Genomic DNA, 20,199 nt, shown 5'->3' with positions numbered 1-20,199 from the left:
GCAATAAATCGAACCCTATGTTCGATTTTTTTGAACAAGGCATGAGAATCGCGGATGTGGTAATATACAGCAATACATCAAAAGAGATTTTTCCCGGCAGTGCGCTGCCCGATAACGCTATGACAGAACAACAAAAGTTCACCTTCTCTCAGCTATTCCAACAGCTTGACGGCCTGATGCTGCGTGATAAGTCACGCTTCTCTCGTCGCCTGCACGGCGTGAAGAAGGTTAAAAATCCTGAAGCCCAACAGGCCATTCTTCAGGGGATGGCGCAAGAGATTGAACAAGCCGCAGGGAGAGTCCTGCTGCGCGAAGCATCGCGTCCGGCGATTACCTACCCGGAAAACCTGCCGGTAAGCCAGAAGAAAGACGAGATTTTGCAGGCGGTGCGCGACCATCAGGTGGTTATTGTGGCGGGGGAGACCGGCTCCGGTAAAACCACTCAGCTGCCAAAAATCTGCATGGAGCAGGGGCGCGGCGTCAAAGGCCTGATTGGCCATACGCAGCCGCGTCGTCTGGCGGCACGTACCGTGGCTAACCGCATTGCCGAAGAGCTGCAAAGCGAGCCGGGTGGCTGCATCGGCTATAAAGTCCGTTTCAGCGACCACGTCAGCGACAACACGATGGTGAAGCTGATGACCGACGGTATTCTGCTGGCGGAAATCCAGCAGGATCGGCTGCTGATGCAGTACGACACCATTATCATCGATGAAGCGCACGAACGTAGTCTGAATATCGACTTCCTGCTCGGCTACCTGCGCGAGCTGCTACCGCGTCGCCCGGACCTGAAGATTATCATCACCTCGGCAACCATCGACCCGGAACGATTCTCGCGCCACTTTAACAATGCGCCGATTATTGAAGTCTCCGGTCGTACCTATCCGGTGGAAGTTCGCTACCGGCCGATTGTCGAAGAGGCGGACGATACTGACCGCGATCAGCTGCAGGCGATTTTTGATGCGGTGGATGAGCTGGGGCGTGAAAGCCCGGGCGATATTCTGATCTTTATGAGCGGCGAGCGTGAAATTCGCGACACCGCCGATGCGCTCAATAAGCTTAACCTGCGCCATACCGAGGTGCTGCCACTGTATGCTCGCCTGTCGAACAGCGAGCAGAACCGCGTCTTCCAGTCCCACAGCGGGCGACGGATCGTGCTGGCGACCAACGTCGCCGAGACCTCGCTGACCGTGCCAGGCATCAAATACGTCATTGACCCCGGTACCGCGCGCATCAGCCGCTACAGCTTCCGTACCAAAGTGCAGCGCCTGCCGATAGAGCCGGTGTCGCAGGCCTCCGCCAACCAGCGTAAAGGCCGCTGTGGTCGTGTGTCAGAAGGGATCTGTATCCGTCTGTATTCCGAAGACGATTTCCTCTCGCGCCCGGAATTTACCGACCCGGAAATTCTGCGGACTAACCTGGCGTCGGTTATCTTGCAGATGACCGCTCTGGGGCTGGGCGATATCGCCGCCTTCCCGTTTGTTGAAGCGCCGGACAAGCGCAATATTCAGGACGGTGTGCGTCTGCTGGAAGAGCTGGGGGCCATCACGACCGACGAGCAGATGACCGCCTACAAGCTGACGCCGATGGGCCGTCAGCTCAGCCAGCTGCCGGTTGACCCGCGTCTGGCGCGCATGGTGCTGGAAGCGAAAAAACATGGCTGCGTGCGTGAAGCGATGATCATCACCTCGGCCCTGTCAATTCAGGACCCGCGTGAACGCCCGATGGACAAGCAGCAGGCCTCTGATGAGAAACATCGCCGCTTCCACGATAAAGAGTCTGACTTCCTGGCGTTTGTGAATCTGTGGAACTACCTCGGTGAGCAGCAAAAGGCGCTTTCCTCGAACCAGTTCCGTCGCCAGTGCCGCACCGATTTCCTCAACTATTTGCGGGTGCGCGAATGGCAGGATATCTATACCCAGCTGCGCCAGGTGGTGAAAGAGCTGGGTCTGCCGATTAACAGCGAGCCGGCGGAGTATCGTGAAATCCATACCGCGCTGCTGACCGGTCTGCTGTCGCATATCGGGATGAAAGATAACGATAAGCAGGAGTTTACCGGGGCGCGCAATGCGCGTTTCTCTATCTTCCCGGGATCCGGTTTGTTCAAGAAGCCGCCAAAGTGGACGATGGTCGCCGAACTGGTGGAAACCAGCCGCCTGTGGGGACGTATCGCCGCGCGCATCGACCCGGAATGGGTCGAACCGGTGGCGCAGCATCTGATTAAACGGTCATACAGCGAGCCGCACTGGGAGCGGGCGCAGGGTGCGGTGATGGCGACGGAAAAAGTGACCGTTTACGGTCTGCCTATCGTCGCCGCCCGTAAAGTGAACTACAGCCAGATTGACCCGGCGCTGTGTCGCGAGTTGTTTATTCGTCACGCGCTGGTGGAGGGTGACTGGCAGACGCGTCACGCTTTCTTCCGCGACAACCTCAAGCTGCGTGCGGAAATTGAAGAGCTGGAGCACAAGTCGCGCCGCCGCGATATTCTCGTCGATGACGACACGATGTTTGAGTTCTACGACCAGCGCATCAGCCACGACGTAATTTCCGCCCGCCACTTTGATCAGTGGTGGAAAGTGGCCAGCCGCGACACGCCGGATCTGCTCAACTTTGAAAAGAGCATGTTGATCAAAGAGGGCGCGGAACAGGTCAGCAAGCTGGACTATCCGAACTTCTGGCATCAGGGCAACCTCAAGCTGCGGCTGACCTATCAGTTTGAACCGGGTGCCGACGCCGATGGGGTCACGGTGCATATTCCGCTGCCGCTGCTCAATCAGGTGGAAGAGGCCGGGTTCGAGTGGCAGATCCCCGGCCTGCGCCGCGAGCTGATTATCGCGCTGATTAAATCATTGCCGAAGCCGGTGCGCCGCAACTTTGTACCGGCGCCGAACTACGCCGAGGCCTTTTTGGGCCGCGCTACGCCGCTGGAGCTGCCGCTGCTGGATTCCCTGGAGCGCGAGCTGCGACGGATGAGCGGCGTGACCATCGACCGCGATGCCTGGCAGTGGGATCAGGTGCCCGATCACCTGAAAATCACCTTCCGCGTCGTGGATGATAAGAATAAAAAGCTGGCGGAAGGGCGTTCACTGCAGGATTTAAAAGACGCGCTGAAAGGCAAAGTTCAGGAGACGCTTTCTGCCGTCGCCGACGATGGCATCGAGCAGAGCGGGCTGCATATCTGGAGTTTCGGCCAGCTGCCGGAGAGCTACGAGCAAAAGCGCGGTAACTATAAGGTCAAAGCCTGGCCGGCGCTGGTGGATGAACGTGACAGTGTCGCGATCAAACTGTTTGATAATCCGCTGGAGCAGCAGCAGGCGATGTGGCAGGGGCTGCGGCGACTGCTGCTGCTGAACATCCCGTCGCCGATTAAGTATCTGCACGAGAAGCTGCCGAATAAAGCCAAGCTGGGGCTCTATTTTAACCCGTATGGCAAGGTGCTGGATCTGATTGATGACTGTATCTCCTGCGGGGTGGATAAGCTTATCGATGAGGCGGGCGGCCCGGTGTGGAGCGAAGAGGCTTTCGCGAAGCTGCACGAGAAAGTGCGTGCCGAACTCAACGAGACGGTGGTGGAGATAGCCAAACAGGTCGAACAGATTCTGACAGCGGTGTTTAACATCAACAAGCGGCTGAAAGGGCGCGTGGACATGAGCATGGCGCTGGGGCTGTCGGATATTAAAGCGCAGATGGGCGGGCTGGTTTATCGCGGCTTCGTCACTGGCAACGGTTTCCGTCGGCTGGGCGATACCCTGCGTTATCTTCAGGCGATAGAAAAGCGGCTGGAGAAAATGGCTATCGACCCGCACCGTGACCGGGCGCAGATGTTGAAAGTGGAGAGCATCCAGCAGGCCTGGCAACAGTGGCTGAATAAGCTGCCGCCGGGGCGTCGTGGTGATGCGGATGTACAGGAGATCCGCTGGATGATTGAAGAGCTGCGCGTCAGCTTCTTTGCCCAGCAGCTCGGGACGCCGTACCCGATTTCCGATAAGCGGGTGCTGCAGGCAATGGAGCAAATCGTCGCGTAAGCGATGCCAGAAACCGACGAGCCTTCCCCGGTGGCGCTGCGCTAACCGGGCTACGGGATTGAGTGTGGTGATGTCCTGTAGCCCGACCGGTGTGAAGCACCGCCTCCGGGAGAGGGTTAAAACGGATTATGCATTCACCCACGCGAGGGTGAATCCGTCCCAACCTTTGCTGCCTACCGTTTGCAGCGCGGTGACCGTCAGGCGCGGATCGCTGGCCATCATGTCAATAAAACGTCGCACCCCCTGCACGCGATCGTCGTCGCTGTGCGGGTTCACCACTTCGCCGTCGCGGACCACGTTATCACCAATAATCAATGTTCCCGGTCGGGAATAATGTAATGCCCAACGCAGATAATCCGGATTACTGGGTTTGTCGGCATCGATAAAAATCACATCAAAAGGCGGATGCTCCCCGAGCGACGCCAGGGTGTGCAGCGCCGGGCCTTCCCGCAGCGTAACAAGGTTATCGACCCCCGCCAGTCGCAGGTTTTCCCGCGCCACCGCCGCATGGTGCGGGTCGGCTTCCAGGGTCAGCAGCTCGCCATCTTCCGGCAGCTCGCGGGCCATCCAGATCGTGCTGTAGCCCCCAAGCGTACCGATTTCCAGCACCCGCCGCGCCCGTACCATGCGCACCAACAGTGCCAGGAACTGTCCCTGATTGGCGGCAACGTCGAAGGCGGGCAGCCCGGCACGCTGGTTATTCTCAAGCACCTGCGTGAGCAGCGGATCATCGGGAATTAAAGCATCAACAAGATACCTGTCTACGGCAGACCATTTTTGTTGCATAAGCGATTTCCTGCATTACGTCCCTGATGAGTCAGACCAGCCACCTCCCAGTGCCCGGTACAAATCCACCTGCGCCAACAGCAGGTTGTTCTTCACCTGCACAACGCTAATCTGCGTAGCGAACAGCGTGCGCTGGGCGTCCAGTACGTCAAGATATGAGGAATAGCCGTTGCGGTAGCGATTCTGCGCGATGCGTAAGGTTTCCTGCGCGACCTCCTGTTGGCTGAGTAATTCGGTTAACTGCTCGTCATAGCGGGTGATGGCATCAAGGCTGTCATTCACTTCCCGAAACGCGCCGCGCACCGTTTTCTCATAACCGTACAGCGCCTGGTTGCGCTGCGCCATCGAAACATCCACCTGCGCATTCAGCGCCTGCCGGTTGAGCAGCGGGGCGAGAATACTCCCGCCGAAGCTCCAGAGCCGGAGCGGGTTATCGAGCAGGTCCGGCAGCGTCCGGTCCTGCAGGCTCCCGGTGGCAGTTAAGTTGATTGACGGCAGCAGCTGCGCCTGCGATGAGGCGAGCGTGGCATCGGCGGCAATCAGCTGTCGCTGGGCCTGGACAACATCCGGGCGACGGTTAAGTAGCGTAGACGGCAGCTGCGATGGCAGGACGAGGGGCGTCAGTTGGGCGAACGCTTGTCGCTTAATACTGCCTGGGTTGCTGCCGATCAGCACGCTCAGCGCATTCTCCTGCTGAGCAATCTGATGCTGTAGCGGCGGGATCTGCGAACGTGTCGAACGCAGTTCCGAGTCGGCCTGCATCAGCTCCAGACGCGACGTATAGCCGGTCTCAAACTGGCGTTTGGCCAGGTTATACGCGTCTTCGCGTGATTTTAGCGTCTGCTGCGTTACCCGCAGCTGATCGTCCAGCGATAGCAGCGTCAGATATCCCACGGCCACCGAGGTCGCGACGGTGAGATTGGCCGCCGCCGCAGCGGCTTTTTGCGCCTCCAGGCTCGCCTGTGCTGCGCTGGCTGCGCTGCGGTTAGCCCCCCAGAGATCCACATCATAGCTGGCGGTTAATCCGCCTTTGTAGACCGTACTGTGCGCAGGCAGCCCGGTTGCCGCAGACTGCGCCCGCGCGCGGGTTCCGGTCAACCCGGCATCCAGCGACGGAAACAGCGCGCTGTCGACGGCATAGGCCCGGGCCTGATACTCGTTGATCCGTTCGCGGGCGATCAGGACATCGCTGTTGTAGCGCAGCGCCTGGTCAACATACTGGTTAAGCTGGCTGTCGTGAAAGTTGCGCCACCACACGCCTTCAACCGGGCTGGCCGGCCCGATAGCGGCGCGCCAGGCGTCCGGGATCTGTAATGATGGCTCGGCACGCTGAACGTCTGCCGACTGACAGCCGGCCAGAGTGAGAGCCAGCGCAAGGGTGAGCGGGCGAATCATGGCTGCGTTCCCTCACGCGTATTAATAGTGACCTGCACCGACATCCCAGGACGTAGCCGGGTGCTGTTTTTCTGCCCCTCATTCACCGCGATACGCACCGGAATTCGCTGCGCGATTTTGACGAAGTTACCGGTGGCGTTATCCGGGGAAATGGCGCTGAATTCAACCCCGGTCGCCGGGGAGATGCTCTGGACGGTGCCGTTGAAGGTTTCACCGTTCAGCGCGTCAACGGTAAAGGTAGCGGCCTGGCCGATGCGAATTTGCGCCAGCTGAGTCTCTTTCACGTTGGCGATCACCCAGTGCTGCGGCGGCACCAGCGAGGTTAAGTGGGTACCGGCGCTGACGTAGGCACCGAGACGCACTGAAATCTGTCCGAGCTGGCCGGCGGTGGGCGCGACAATCCGGGTATTGTTCAGGTCGATCTCCGCCAGTTCCAGCGCGGCATGAGCGCTGGCAACATCGGCCTCCAGCGCATCGCGGTTAACGATAGTCGATTGCAGATCCTGGCGTGACATCTCCAGTGTCGCCTTCGCCTGTTCGATATCGGCGGTACCTTGCGCCGCGCTGGCCCTGGCCGAATCTCGTTCGCGAATGGATAACGAACCGTCGGCGGTTAAATCCTGGACGCGCTTTAAGTCCGCCTGGTTTTTCTGGTTCTGCGCACGGGCATTTTGCAGCGCCGCTTCATTGCGCTGAATGACCGCCTCGGCGCTTTTGCGCTGCTGAAGGTTGTTTTTTAGCGCCGCCTCTTTCATCGCCAGCGTCGCCTGCGCCTGATGAACGCGCTGTTTATAGATCCGGTCATCAATCTGGAACAGCACCTGTCCCGGCTTAACGGATTCGAAATCCTGCACGTTGACGGCAGTCACATAGCCACTGACCTGAGGGCTGATAAAGGTGGTCTGCCCGCGAACATAGGCGTTATCGGTAAACTGACTGTGCCGGGTAAACGGCGGCAGCTGCCAGGCGTATAAAATGACCAGTACGCCGATCAGCCCGATGGCGGCAGCGGTAAAAATGGATACTACGCGGATATTATTGCGGGTGTTGGCCTGTTGCCTGGCCGCATCCTGCTGACTCATAACGACTCCAGAGTAAAATTATCAGTGTTATTTGCTTCCCGTCGCGCGTTTCAGCGCAATATGGGCGGTAATACGCAGTCTTATTAACCGCCAGAACACCCAGATAAGCGTTCCGGCGGAAATCGCCGCGGTCAGAAGATAGGTGTCATTGTAGGCAAGAATATTGGCCTGCAACGTCGAGGCATTTTGCAGCAGCGTGCTGGCCTGTACGCTCAACAAGGTACTGTCGCCGATCTGGTTTTGATACTGCTGGCTGTATTGCTGCAGGCGTTCGGTAATCAACGGATTTAGCGTGGTTAGCTGGTCGGCCAACTGGCTGGAGTGAAATTTCTCCCGCCAGGTCTGGAAGGTCCCGAGAATTGCCGATCCCAGCAGGCCGCCGATATTCTGACTCATACCAAACAGCACTGAAAAACTCACCAGGTTACGCGGGTCGGCAATGACGCCGCCGATCCCCGCCAGCATCGCCGGGGCGAGGAAAAAGGCGCTGCCGAAACCGAGCAAGAACTGGCTGAACATCAGCTGCTCCGGTCGGGTCAGAATGGTGGACTGGCTGTCGAGCAGCGAAGCGACCATGATAAACGCCAGCGCGGTGGCGATGGGCCAGTAGAGTCGTTGCGGATTCAGGGTCAGGCAACTGGCGACAATCCCGCTGAGAATACCGGCGAAAATCGACCAGGCGAGGGTGTTCATCTGCTCGTTTTGCAGACCCGCATACTGTAGCCAGCCGATAACCCCGGTGTTTTGCTCCGCCAGCACGATGCGAATCAGCAGCATAATCAGCCCCAGGCGCAGGATACTGCCGCTGGAAAGCCAGTGGGTATTAAGCAGCGGGTTGCTGCGGTTGTGCTCGAAGACGATAGCCGAAACAATGAGCACCACCGCACCGGCTAACGACCAGCCAATCCACGGGGCTTCAAACCACCAGTCAAGGCGGCCCAGCGAGAGGACGGCGCAGACCAGCGCCATGCCGGGCGCCAGGAGCATAAAGGTGATGAAATCCTTTTTCTCAAACACTTTTTTGCGATCGCTGGGCGGCAGCTTCAGGGCGATCACGCAGGCAAGAGAGATAAGCGCCAGCCCCAGCTCAAAAAAGTAGAGTCCGCGCCATTCATCGATCTGTAGCAGCTCGGTGGAGAACAGGCGAGCAATAGGGATAGCCAGCGACGACCCGGTAATGCCAATCGTCAGCGCCTTCAGACGATGGCGGGCGGGCCAGGCCTGAACCTGATAGTAGATACCCAAAGAGCTAAGCGCCGCTGCCACCATGCCGTGGGCGGCGCGGACCATGATAGCCGAGCTGAGATCGTTAACGAAAAGGTGGAAAAAGGTCACCAGGACATAGAGCACCAGGAAGCCTTCAGTAAAGGCGCGCAGGCCGAACTGCTGGCGAAATTTTACCAGCAGCAGGTTGATCGATACGTTGGTCATAACGTAAACGGCGGGCAGCCAGGCTATCTCCGTCGACCAGGCAGCGAAAGTGCCCTGCAGGTTTTGCAGGTTAGCGGTGACCACTGCATTACCCAGTGCGCCGGTCAGGCAGACCAGCAGCCCGACAATCCCGTAGGCGACGCGCTTCGGCGGACGGTGAATTGGCGTTGACGGCGAACCGAGCAGGGCGGGTTTTTCGTGCGCAGCCCAGTCATGAGGCACATACGGGTTACTCTTGCGGCGCGGCATTACTTTTTCTCCACTTCGCGCAGGAGTTTCTCCAGCACCCGCTGAGTTTGCTCGCGCTCCTCGGCGGTGATGGTGCTGAGGATCTCTTCACGCAACGCGTCCGCTACGGCCTTGACCTGGAGATAGACCTCAAGACCTTTTTCGGTGGCGACCAGCAGACGTTTGCGTTTATCGCGCTCGGTGATGACGCGCTCGACCAGCCCCTGTTCGACAAGACGATTGACCAGCGGGACCACGGTAGCGCTTTCTACGCCAAGCTCCTGGGCAAGCTCAATTTGCGAGAGCGGATCTGCATTTCGGGCAATGGCCGCAACCGCGACCCAGCTCGCCTGGCTCATGCCGAGGTCTTTTAAGCGACGATTGACCGCCAGTCGCCAGTGGTGGGCCGTGAGATACAACAGATGGGAGAAGGTAAGCTGTCGGTTATCCATAGTTTCTTAACATCAGGTTATCTTAAAATCATTAGAGCTCTAACGATTCTATTCCTGATAGAAAGCGAAATTCAAGGGCGATGCTAAAAAATGGTTAACGCTGTGTGCGCTTAGCGGAAGGAATACACAATGACAGCGGGCAAAAAAAAGCCCGGGCCTTGGCCCGGGCATTGATCAACGGGAGAACTTACCCCGGATAGATACCGCGATCTTTACGTGCCATCAGAATACGTTCACAGGCCACGATATAGGCCGCGGTGCGCAGAGAACACGCTTTATCCGCGGCTTTCTCGCAAACGTGGACGATCGCGTCAGTCATGATGCGGTCCATTTTGGCGTTGATCTCTTCTTCACTCCAGAAGAAGCTCGCCATGTCCTGGACCCATTCGAAGTAGCTGACGGTCACACCACCGGCGTTACAGATAACGTCCGGCACCACGACGATACCGCGCTCGGCGAGGACATCATCCGCTTCTGGATAGGTCGGGCCGTTCGCCCCTTCCAGCACCAGCTTACAGGTCAGTTTCTCAGCACGTTCGCGGGTAATCTGACCTTCCAGTGCGGCAGGGATCAGAATATCCATCTGGGTCGTCCAGAACGCATCTTTGTCGATTTCACGGGCGCCCGGGAAACCGGCAATTTGCTTCTTCTCTGCCTGCCACGCGGTCAGGGCTGCCATATCAATGCCCCCTTCGTTGAACAGAGTGGCGGTGTGGTCCTGAATCACGACGATCCGGGCGCCTACTTCAGAGAACAGACGCGCGGCTTCGCTACCGACGTTACCAAAACCCTGCAGCGCGACTTTTGCACCTTCAATTTCAATGCCGGAACGGCCGGCGACTTCACGGCCGGTAATAAACACGCCGCGACCGGTCGCTTTTTCACGGCCCAGCGAGCCGCCAAGGTGAATGGGCTTACCGGTGACGACGCCGGTAATGGTGGTGCCGTGGTTCATGGAATAGGTATCCATCATCCATGCCATCACTTTACCGTTGGTGCCGACGTCCGGCGCCGGGATGTCTTTCTGTGGCCCGATAATCAGGCCGATTTCGCTGGTATAGCGACGGGTCAGACGTTCCAGCTCGCCTTCAGACAGGCTAAACGGGTCAACGCGGACGCCGCCTTTGGCGCCGCCGTAAGGAATATTAACGGCGGCACACTTGATGGTCATCCAGGCAGAAAGTGCCATCACTTCGTTCAGGTCAACGTCTGGATGGTAGCGAACACCACCTTTACCCGGTCCACGCGATAGATTGTGCTGTACGCGATAACCTTCAAAGTGGCGAATAGTGCCATCATCCATCTGCACCGGAATGTCGACAATCAACGCGCGTTTTGGGTGACGCAGGGTTTCCACCCAGTAGGCGAGATCGCCCAGATAAGGCTCGACGCGGTCGATTTGGCGCAGATAGGTTGTCCATGGAGATGTACTACTTTCAGATGCGTAAGATAACTTTTCCATAAGAGTCCTGTTCTTAGTGTTATTTATGTCGTGTGAAACCGTGGAATATTTCTACCCGTCATACTTCAAGCTGCATGAGCGTTGGCTTTCCTCGTTCACCCCCGTCACATACTTCAGTAAGCGCCTGGGGATTCCCTGTATCGCCGCCTTCCAGCCACCCGAATTTATTCAGGGTATACAGCAGTAAACTCTGTGCAATGAATGTTATCACCAATTTTATAAACCGGTATTTGACCGCCATTCCGAATTTTAAATTTTTGTTAGAAATTTGGTTTTTTGACTGCATAAATAAGCACGGAAAAATGCGGCCATGTAGTGCATTTTCATGCACATTTTATGCAATTAAGTGAATGGATAAATATTTTTTCTATATTTATCATTATCTTGATGATCTTCAAAAAGTGAATAAAATGATGGGCTGTTGTATTGACTTTGTTACGCAACAGGGCCCAGCATGAGAGCACGCAATGCACAAGATATTAACTGAGAATTAACAAATACCCATACATATAAAAAGGCTTTATTTGAGTGTGGTGAATATATTTCCATCACAGCGGGCGCGCTCGTCATCAATACAAGGCCGAGGGAATTGTTAATGTCGACCATCCATGATTGGCCAACTGATTTTTTGCCAATAATCGTTCCGGAGAATTGTTATGTCAGGCTCTATCACTCGTGAAGATTTTAATTCTTACATGGTTCCCTGTTTTGCCCCTGCGCCCTTTATTCCGGTGAAGGCGGCAGGATCGAAAGTCTGGGATCAGCAGGGGAAAGAATATATCGATTTAGCGGGCGGCATTGCCGTTAACTCTCTCGGACACACCAACCCGGCGCTGGTTGCAGCGCTGAAATCTCAGCTTGATGACCTGTGGCATATCGGCAACGGCTATACCAATGAGCCGGTTTTGCAGCTGGCTAAAACGCTGGTGGAATCTACCTTTGCCGATAAGGTGTTCTTCTGCAACTCCGGGGCAGAAGCCAATGAAGCCGCGCTGAAGCTGGCGCGAAAATATGCCCACGACAAATCTGGCGCCGATAAAAGCGAGATCATCGCCTTCCAGAACGCATTCCACGGCCGCACACTGTTTACCGTCACGGTTGGCGGGCAGCCAAAATACTCCTGCGATTATGCGCCGCTGCCGCAGGATATTACCCATCTTCCCTATAACGATATTGCGGCGGTAAAAGCGGCGATATCAGACCGCACCTGCGCGGTGATCGTGGAGCCGATTATTGGCGAAGGCGGCGTATTGCCTGCCGATCCGGCGTTCCTGCAGGCGCTACGTGAGCTGTGTGACCAGCACGACGCTGCGCTGATTTTTGACGAAGTGCAGACCGGAGCCGGGCGTACCGGCACGCTGTATGCCTACCAGCACTACAACGTTGTCCCGGATATTCTCACCAGCGCCAAAGGGCTCGGCGGCGGCTTCCCGATAGGGGCAATGCTGGCCAAAGAGACCTGGGCTCAGGTCTTCCAGCCGGGCACCCACGGCACCACTTTCGGCGGCAATCCGCTGGCGGCGACAGTGGCTAACGCCGTTCTGGCCCAGTTGGATGATGCGCTGCTGGCCGGCGTCAGTGAGCGCCACGACCTTATCGTCGAGAAGTTGAATGCCCTCAACGCCAGGTACGATCTCTTCAGTGCGGTACGCGGCAAGGGGCTGCTGATCGGCGCGGAGCTGGCCAGCCATCTGCGCGGCAAGGCTAAAACGCTGACCAACCTGGCGGCGGAAGAGGGGCTGATAGCGCTGATTGCTGGCCCCGATGTCCTGCGTTTTGCGCCGGCGCTTAATATTCCGCTGGCGGATATCGAGGACGCTTTCGTGCGCCTTGAGCGCGCCGTCACCCGCCTGACCAGCTAATCCGGGAGACGGTTTATGATGCTTTTTCGTCCCGTTCGGGAAGATGACCTCGACGATATCATCCGCCTCGCGTCGCGAGCGGGTGTCGGAATGACCTCGTTACCCAACGATCCTGCACGGTTGGCCGCGCGGATCCAGCGGAGCGTGGAGACGTTTGCCGGCAAGCTGCCGCGCGGCCAGCAGGGGTTTCTCTTTGTGCTGGAAGATACCTGCCTGGCGCGGGTTGTCGGGGTCAGTGCCATTGAAGTCGCCGTGGGTCTCGATGAGCCGTTTTATAATTTCCGCCTGCAGCGTACCGTTCGCGCCTCGAAAGAGCTGGGGGTGTATAAAAACCAGGAGCTGCTGAACCTCAGCTACGACCACACCGGCCACAGCGAGCTGTGCACGCTGTTTCTGGACCCGGAATATCAGAAAAACCGTAATGGGCTGTTTCTGTCAAAGGCGCGCTTCTTATTTATTGCCGCCTTCAGAGAACTGTTTTCGCCGCATCTCTTTGCCGAGCTGCGCGGACGCAGCGATGAGCAGGGCAACTCTCCCTTCTGGGATGCGCTGGGCCACCACTTTTTCGACATTCCGTTTGCCGATGCCGACCGGCTGACCGGCACCGGAATGAAAACCTTTATTGCCGAACTGATGCCAGCGTACCCGATTTACGTATCGCTGCTGCCGGACAACGCCCGTGAGGTGATTGGGGAGGTACATGCGAATACGTCCCCGGCGCGAGCGATTCTCGAAAAAGAGGGCTTCAGCTGGCGTGGTTCCGTGGACATTTTTGATGCCGGCCCGGTGCTGGAAGCCGAAACAGACGCCATCAGGGCGGTCAGCGAGAGCCAGTTTATTCCGGCTATACAGCTGATGGCGGAGCGGTCATCGCCGCTTATCGTCGCCAACAATCAGTTTGAACATTTCCGCGCGGTGTTGATCTCGCCGGAAGAACAACCACAACTTAATCAGGCCACGCTGGACGCTCTGGCGGTGAATGACACCGACCGGGTTCATGCGGTGACCTTACATCCGGAGGCAAGAACATCATGGCGATAAATGCGCAGCTCATTGCAGGGCAGTGGCAGCAGGGCACCGGCGTAACGCTGACCAAACTGGCTCCGGAAGACCAATCCGTCTTGTGGCAGGCGGCCAGCGCCGGTGCCGCAGAGGTGCAGGCCGCCTGTGCGGCGGCGCGCGGTGCTTTTTATGCCTGGTCTCACCGACCGCTGGCGGAGCGCATTGCCTGCGTTCAGCGCTTTGCGGCCTTGCTTGAGGCGGAAAAAGAGTCTCTGGCGACGCTTATCTCCCGGGAAACCAGCAAGCCGCTGTGGGAAACCCGGACTGAGGTGCAGGCGATGATTGGTAAAGCGGGTATCTCGATTGAAGCGTACAGCGAGCGTACCGGCCAGCGTGAAACGGCGATGCCGGACGGAAAGGCCCTGCTGCGCCATAAGCCCCACGGCGTGATGGCGGTGTTCGGACCCTACAACTTCCCCGGCCATCTGCCGAACGGGCATATTATTCCGGCGTTGATTGCCGGCAATACCGTGGTGTTTAAGCCGAGCGAACTGACGCCCGCCACCGCTGAACTGACGGTGAAGCTGTGGCTACAGGCCGGGATCCCGGACGGCGTTATCAACCTGATTCAGGGTGGAAAAGAGACCGGCCAGGCATTGCTGGAAAACCGGGATATCGACGGCGTGCTGTTTACCGGCAGTGCGTCTACCGGGTTCCACTTCCATCGTTATCTGAGCGGTCAGCCGGAGAAAATGCTGGCGCTGGAGATGGGTGGCAATAACGCGCTGATCGTCGCCGACGTCGCCGACAGTGATGCGGCGCTGAACGTGATAATTCAATCCGCGTTTATTTCGGCCGGGCAACGCTGCACCTGTGCGCGCCGGCTGCTGGTTAAACGCGGTCCGGAAGGCGATGCGCTGTTGCAGCGTCTGGTTGAGGTCAGCGCCAGAATTCGCAGCGGGAAATGGGACGCCGAGCCGCAGCCGTTTATGGGCGGGGTTATCTCACTTCAGGCGGCGCAGGGGATGCTGGCGGCGCAGGACCAGCTGGAAAGGCTGGGAGGCAACGTCATGCTACGTCTGCGCCAGCCGGACCCGCACTCCACGGTTTTAACGCCGGGTATTATCGACGTCACCGGCCTCGACGTTCCCGATGAAGAGTACTTCGGCCCGCTGCTGACCGTTATCCGCTACGACGCCTTCGAGGAGGCGATCCGCATCGCCAACAATACCCGGTATGGGCTGGCCGCAGGGCTGATTTCCGCCGATCCGGCGCTGTTTGAGCAATTTGCCGACGAGGCCCGCGCCGGGATCGTTAACTGGAACAAGCCGCTCACCGGCGCTTCCAGTAAAGCGCCGTTTGGCGGCGTGGGGGCCTCAGGCAACCATCGCGCGTCGGCATGGTATGCCGCGGATTACTGCGCGTGGCCGATGGCCTCTTTGATCAGCGACACGCTGACGCTTCCGGCGACAACCTCGCCTGGCCTGCCATTCTGATAACGGATTCTGAGAGGACACCATGTCTGGTTTTGAAGCTAATTTCGATGGCCTGGTTGGGCCAACGCATCACTATGCCGGTCTGTCGGTCGGTAACGAAGCCTCGCAAAACAACCGCGATGGCTTATCCAACCCGAAGAAGGCGGCGCTGCAGGGGCTGTTTAAAATGAAAACCCTGGCTGACAAAGGCTTTGTGCAGGGTATTTTACCGCCGCAGCCGCGGCCGAATATCACCGCCCTGCGCGGGCTGGGTTTTCAGGGAAGCGATGCGCAGGTGATTCAGCAGGCCGCCGTCGAGGCGCCGCATCTGCTGTCCGCATTCAGCTCCGCATCGTCGATGTGGACCGCCAACGCCGCCACGGTTTCGCCTTCCGCCGACAGCGCCGACGGCAAGCTGCATTTTACGGTCGCCAACCTGAACAACAAGCTGCATCGTTCGCAGGAGGCACCAACGACGTCATCCATCCTGCGTGCTACCTTCGCCGATGAAACACATTTTAGCCACCACGATGCGCTGGCGCAGCATGGTGATTTAGGTGACGAAGGGGCGGCGAACCATAACCGGTTTTGCACCGACTATGACCGCCAGGGCGTACAATTTTTTGTCTACGGTAAGCGTGCCAGCGGTGGCGTGGCGCCGGCAAAATACCCGGCCCGCCAGACGCTGGAAGCCAGCCAGGCTATCGCTCGCCTGCATCGGCTGAAGCCGGAATATACCGTGTTTGCCCAGCAGGATCCGGCGGCCATCGACCACGGGGTGTTCCATAACGACGTGATTTCAGTCAGCAACCGCCACGTACTGTTCCACCATCAGCATGCATTTTTGAATCAGCAGGCCGTGCTGGACACGCTGCGGGAAAAAACCGCGCAGCTGGATATTCCGTTTACCAGCGTGGAAGTGCCGCAGGCACAGGTCAGCCTCGACGATACCGTGGCGTCCTATCTGTTCAACAGCCAGCTGCTCAGCAAAGCGGATGGCAACATGCTGATCGTGGTACCAGAAGAGTGCCGCCAGCGTAGTAACGTCTGGCAGTACCTGAATGAACTGGTTAGCAACAGCGCATCGCCAATCAACGAAGTGGCGGTCTTCGATTTGCGTGAAAGCATGCGTAATGGCGGCGGCCCGGCGTGCCTGCGGCTGCGCGTGGTGCTAAATCATCAGGAGCTGGCGGCGGTGAACCCGCGCAGTCTGATGAATGATGAACGGTATCAGCTGTTGACCGGCTGGGTTGAGAAACATTACCGCGACCGCCTGCATGCCCGCGACCTCGGTGATCCACAGCTGCTGAGCGAGGTTTACCAGGCCCTTGATGAACTGACGCAGATTTTAGGTCTGGGATCGGTCTATGACTTCCAGCGTTAAGGGGCCGGGAATGGACAAAACAGTGAATGATTTACTCCACTGCGGGCTGTCGGCGTGGCCGTTTCCGGCCACGATGAAGGCGAGTTGGTTAGCCGATGGTGTGCTGCAGCTGCTTCCTCAGACGCCATGGACGCAGGCGACAATTGTTTCGGCGGGGATTCATGGTAACGAAACCGCGCCGATTGAGATACTGCTGCGGATTATGCAGGCGCTAAGTAAGGGCGAACAGCCGCTGAACCATGCGCTGCTGTTGGTATTCGGCAATTTGCCGGCAATTCGCGCCAGCCGCCGCTATTTGCATAATGACCTGAATCGCCTGTTTGGCGGACGGCATCTTGCGGTGGCGCCGGGGAATGAATCCCGGCGTGCGGCACAGCTGGAGGAGGCGGTTACGGCCTTCTTCGCGACGGCCGACAGTCAGGGCCACCTGCGCCGCAGGCATCTGGATTTGCATACCGCGATTCGCGGTTCGCGCTACCGCCAGTTTGCTCTGCTTCCGGCCCGCGAAGGTGAGTACGATGCTGATTTTTATGCGCTGCTTCAGGCCAGCGGTATGGATGCCATCGTGCGCCATACCGAACCGGGCGGGACCTTTACGCACTACACCGGCGCAACGTTTGGCGCGCAAAGTGCCACTCTGGAGCTGGGTAAGGTGATGGCTTTCGGGGAGAACGACCTCAGCCTGTTTGCTGAAACCGACGCCGCCGTGCGCGCGTTGCTCGCCGACGCGCCGTTGCCGGTGCGGGGCAAAGCGCCGGCGGACTATTTTCTGGTGGAGGAGAGTATCATTAAGAGCGCCAGCGATTTCACGCTCAATCTTGACCCGAAAATAGACAACTTCACCGCGCTGCCTGCCGGGTATGAGATTGCCCGGCAGCCGGAAAAAACGTGGGTGGTCCAGGCTCACGCGCCGTACATCTTATTTCCGAATGCGGGAGTGGCAGCCGGGCAACGCGCCGGTTTGTTACTGAAGTCAGCCGCGCCATGCCTTTCTTTGCCTGCTTGAAGGAATCGACATGACTCAACATCAACGCGAGGGGCAGGTGAATCCTGCCGTCGACGGGGAGTGCCCGTCGCAGCTCAAACGCGGCCTTGGCGCCCGGCACATTCAGATGATTGCGCTGGGCGGCGCTATCGGCACCGGCCTGTTTATGGGGGCGGGAAGAAATATTGCGGTCGCGGGGACGTCGATCCTCGTTATCTATATCCTGGTGGGATTTTTTACCTATATGGTCATGCGGGCCATGGGGGAGGTGCTGCTCACCCGGCTTGATTACCGCTCTTTCGCCGATTTTGTCGGCGACTATCTCGGCCCACAGGCCAGCTTCTATTTAGGCTGGACCTACTGGCTAAGCTGGGTCGTGACCTGTATTGCCGACGTGGTGGTGTGCGGCAGCTACATGCAATACTGGTTTCCGGAGATGTCCGCCTGGATGCCGGCGCTTAGCACCCTCGGTATTTTGTTCTTGTTCAACCTGCTGTCGGTGAAAATGTTTGGCGAAGCCGAGTTTTGGTTTGCGCTGATCAAGGTGATTACTATTATTGCGCTGATTCTGACCGGCGCGTGGATGATAGCTATTGGCTGGACCTCGCCCGATGGCGTGAAAGCCTCGCTGAGTCACATCACCGACCCGACGGTATTTATGCCCCACGGCGTCACCGGCTTCTTTGCCGGTTTCCAGATAGCGATTTTCTCCTTCACCGGGATTGAGCTGCTCGGTACGATGACCGCCGAAACCCGCGATCCGCAGAAGATTTTACCGAAGGCGATTAACGCGCTGCCGCTGCGTATCATCATTTTTTATCTGCTTTCCATGGTGGTGATTATCGCCGTGGCTTCCTGGCCTGGCGTATCTCCGGATGCCAGCCCCTTTGTGACGCTGTTTGCCAAAGCCGGTCTGCCCGCCGCCGCTGCGGTCATCAACTTTGTTGCGCTGACCTCGGCGATGTCGTCGGCCAACAGCGGCGTCTACTCCAGTACCCGCATGCTGTATGGCCTGTCGGTGGAGAAGCATGCCCATGGACAGTTCCGCATTCTGTCGCGCACAACGCGAATTCCGGTGCGAAGCCTGCTGTTCTCCTGCTTCTGTATGCTCAGCGGTACGCTGCTGCTGTTCCTGGTGCCGAACGTGATGACGCTGTTTACCATTGTGTCGACGCTGGCGGCGATTATGGTGGTCTTCAGCTGGGGAATGATTCTGGTGGCCTATCTGGTTTATCGCCACAAACGACCCGACCTGCATGAAAAGTCGACGTTTAAGATGCCTGCAGGTGTGGTTATGAGCTGGCTCAGCCTGCTGTTTTTCGCCTTCTCGATTTTTATTATGATCTTTGACCCGGACACGCTGAAAGCGCTGATGGCGACGCCGCTGTGGTTTGTGGCGCTGTGGCTGTTCTGGAAGATCAAGCAGAAGCGAGAAGGGCAAACGCAGCTGGAGAAACTGAACGCCTGATCGGACGCCGACAGCACCTATCCCGCTGTCGGCGTCGCCTTAATGTATGCACCGCCTGCCCAAACATGCTTGCCCTCCACTTCGCACCTTTTATCGCCATCTCACGCGGCTAAAATGATTATTAGTGAGCGTATGCCCTGATTAATGGCATCATTGCGCGGGTTTATTAAGGTGCAAGCGAATCGTTTTTAGATATCTCTTGTGCGTTCTTTTTTGTGACGTATTAGCGTTCATGATTCGGCGCGGTGTGCGGCGGTCTGTGAGATGGCTGGGCGTCCTTAACGGATGAGATGGCATGAAAGGAGCAAGTATGAGTGAGCATTTCCCATCCCTGCCGGATGAAACGCTGGCGGCGGCCAACCGCCTGGGCCAGTGGCTGGCGCTGGATGATTTCACCGCACAGGCAGTGACACCGACGGTGGATATTGTCGTGCTGGCAGGTAATGCGGTGATCCCGACCATTGATGCCGCCTGTCGACTGGCTGCGGATCGCGGGGTACCGCTGCTGATTAGCGGTGGGATCGGCCACTCCACCGTCTTTCTCTATGACGCGGTGCGTGATGACCCGCGCTATCGGTCGCTGCCGGTCGATGGTCGCCCGGAGGCGCATATCCTGGCCGATATCGCCCACCGGTTCTGGCATATTCCCCGGGACACCATTGTGGTTGAAGACCGGTCTACCAACTGCGGCGAGAACGCGCGCTTTACTCGCGAGATGCTGGCGGCAGTTGGCATGACGCCCCGCGCCGGCGTCGTGCTACAGGATCCAACGATGCAGCGGCGAACCATGGCGACGTTTGCCCGAGTCTGGCAGGGCGAAACGGCCGTGCCGCAGTGGTACAGCACGCCGGGCTGCGCGCCGCTGCTGTGCAATACGGCGAACGGACTGGCCTTCAGCGGTGAGTCCGCGGGGCTGTGGCCGGTCGGGCGCTACCTGTCGCTGATTCTTGGGGAACTGCCGCGACTGCTGGATGCGCCCCAGGGATACGGTCCACGTGGGAAAGATTTTATCATTCATGTCGATATTCCCGCGCAGATCCTCGATGCCGGACAATGTCTGCGCGAAGACAACCTGCTGAGCGAAGCGCTGAACGCCCGCACCCTTGGCTAAGCTTTGCCCGTTTGCGATACGTTTTTCGCAAACGGGCAATTATTGTTGCCAGAA

At 58.0% G+C, this 20,199-nt stretch carries 14 protein-coding genes; 8 read left to right on the top strand and 6 right to left on the bottom strand.

Features of this window, described 5'->3' with window-relative positions; genetic code table 11:
• The first annotated feature begins 176 nt into the window (after positions 1–176).
• A complete protein-coding gene (gene hrpA, locus ACMYSK_RS07680; protein ID WP_434643975.1) occupies positions 177–4,022 on the top strand; it encodes an ATP-dependent RNA helicase HrpA in 3,846 nt (1,281 codons plus the stop codon).
• A 126-nt stretch (positions 4,023–4,148) separates the two neighbouring features.
• On the opposite strand, the gene ACMYSK_RS07675 is transcribed toward hrpA, so the two are convergent.
• From ACMYSK_RS07675 to ACMYSK_RS07650, 6 genes are all read right to left on the bottom strand, one after another.
• Entirely contained in the window at positions 4,149–4,808 is a 660-nt protein-coding gene (locus ACMYSK_RS07675; RefSeq protein ID WP_434641538.1) for an O-methyltransferase, read from the bottom strand.
• A 15-nt stretch (positions 4,809–4,823) separates the two neighbouring features.
• The gene (locus ACMYSK_RS07670) at positions 4,824–6,203 is read right to left on the bottom strand and encodes an efflux transporter outer membrane subunit (RefSeq protein WP_434641536.1); all 1,380 of its coding nucleotides are present in this window, start codon (positions 6,201–6,203) and stop codon (positions 4,824–4,826) included.
• Positions 6,200–7,285, bottom strand: coding sequence for an HlyD family secretion protein (locus tag ACMYSK_RS07665; RefSeq protein WP_434641534.1), 1,086 nt, complete (start codon positions 7,283–7,285; stop codon positions 6,200–6,202). The genes ACMYSK_RS07670 and ACMYSK_RS07665 overlap by 4 nt, the downstream gene beginning before the upstream one ends.
• 27 nt (positions 7,286–7,312) lie before the next feature.
• Complete coding sequence (locus ACMYSK_RS07660) at positions 7,313–8,965, bottom strand: MFS transporter (protein WP_434641531.1); 1,653 nt, start codon at positions 8,963–8,965, stop codon at positions 7,313–7,315.
• Entirely contained in the window at positions 8,965–9,396 is a 432-nt protein-coding gene (locus ACMYSK_RS07655) for a MarR family winged helix-turn-helix transcriptional regulator (protein ID WP_434641529.1), read from the bottom strand. Before ACMYSK_RS07655 ends, ACMYSK_RS07660 begins: the two co-directional genes overlap by 1 nt.
• A gap of 187 nt (positions 9,397–9,583) precedes the next feature.
• The gene (locus ACMYSK_RS07650) at positions 9,584–10,858 is read right to left on the bottom strand and encodes a Glu/Leu/Phe/Val family dehydrogenase (RefSeq protein ID WP_434641527.1); all 1,275 of its coding nucleotides are present in this window, start codon (positions 10,856–10,858) and stop codon (positions 9,584–9,586) included.
• A gap of 656 nt (positions 10,859–11,514) precedes the next feature.
• On the opposite strand from ACMYSK_RS07650, the gene ACMYSK_RS07645 reads away from it, so the two are divergent.
• From ACMYSK_RS07645 to ACMYSK_RS07615, 7 genes are all read left to right on the top strand, one after another.
• On the top strand, positions 11,515–12,720 hold the full coding sequence (locus tag ACMYSK_RS07645) for a bifunctional succinylornithine transaminase/acetylornithine transaminase (protein WP_434641525.1): 1,206 nt from the start codon (positions 11,515–11,517) through the stop codon (positions 12,718–12,720).
• 18 nt (positions 12,721–12,738) lie between these two features.
• Entirely contained in the window at positions 12,739–13,761 is a 1,023-nt protein-coding gene (gene astA, locus ACMYSK_RS07640) for an arginine N-succinyltransferase (RefSeq protein WP_434643973.1), read from the top strand.
• Entirely contained in the window at positions 13,752–15,218 is a 1,467-nt protein-coding gene (gene astD / locus ACMYSK_RS07635; RefSeq protein ID WP_434641523.1) for a succinylglutamate-semialdehyde dehydrogenase, read from the top strand. Before astA ends, astD begins: the two co-directional genes overlap by 10 nt.
• Positions 15,219–15,240: 22 nt before the next feature.
• On the top strand, positions 15,241–16,581 hold the full coding sequence (gene astB, locus ACMYSK_RS07630) for an N-succinylarginine dihydrolase (protein WP_434641521.1): 1,341 nt from the start codon (positions 15,241–15,243) through the stop codon (positions 16,579–16,581).
• 10 nt (positions 16,582–16,591) lie between these two features.
• Complete coding sequence (astE, locus tag ACMYSK_RS07625) at positions 16,592–17,587, top strand: succinylglutamate desuccinylase (RefSeq protein WP_434641519.1); 996 nt, start codon at positions 16,592–16,594, stop codon at positions 17,585–17,587.
• Between the two features lie 10 nt (positions 17,588–17,597).
• Positions 17,598–19,034: an amino acid permease gene (locus tag ACMYSK_RS07620; protein ID WP_434641517.1), complete on the top strand. Its 1,437-nt coding sequence runs from the start codon at positions 17,598–17,600 to the stop codon at positions 19,032–19,034.
• A gap of 310 nt (positions 19,035–19,344) precedes the next feature.
• Positions 19,345–20,145, top strand: coding sequence for a YdcF family protein (locus ACMYSK_RS07615; RefSeq protein ID WP_434641515.1), 801 nt, complete (start codon positions 19,345–19,347; stop codon positions 20,143–20,145).
• Positions 20,146–20,199 lie beyond the last annotated feature (54 nt).

Source organism: Klebsiella sp. I138 (genome assembly GCF_051131765.1).
Lineage (GTDB): Bacteria > Pseudomonadota > Gammaproteobacteria > Enterobacterales > Enterobacteriaceae > Klebsiella.
This window is presented reverse-complemented; position numbering and strand designations above follow the sequence as displayed.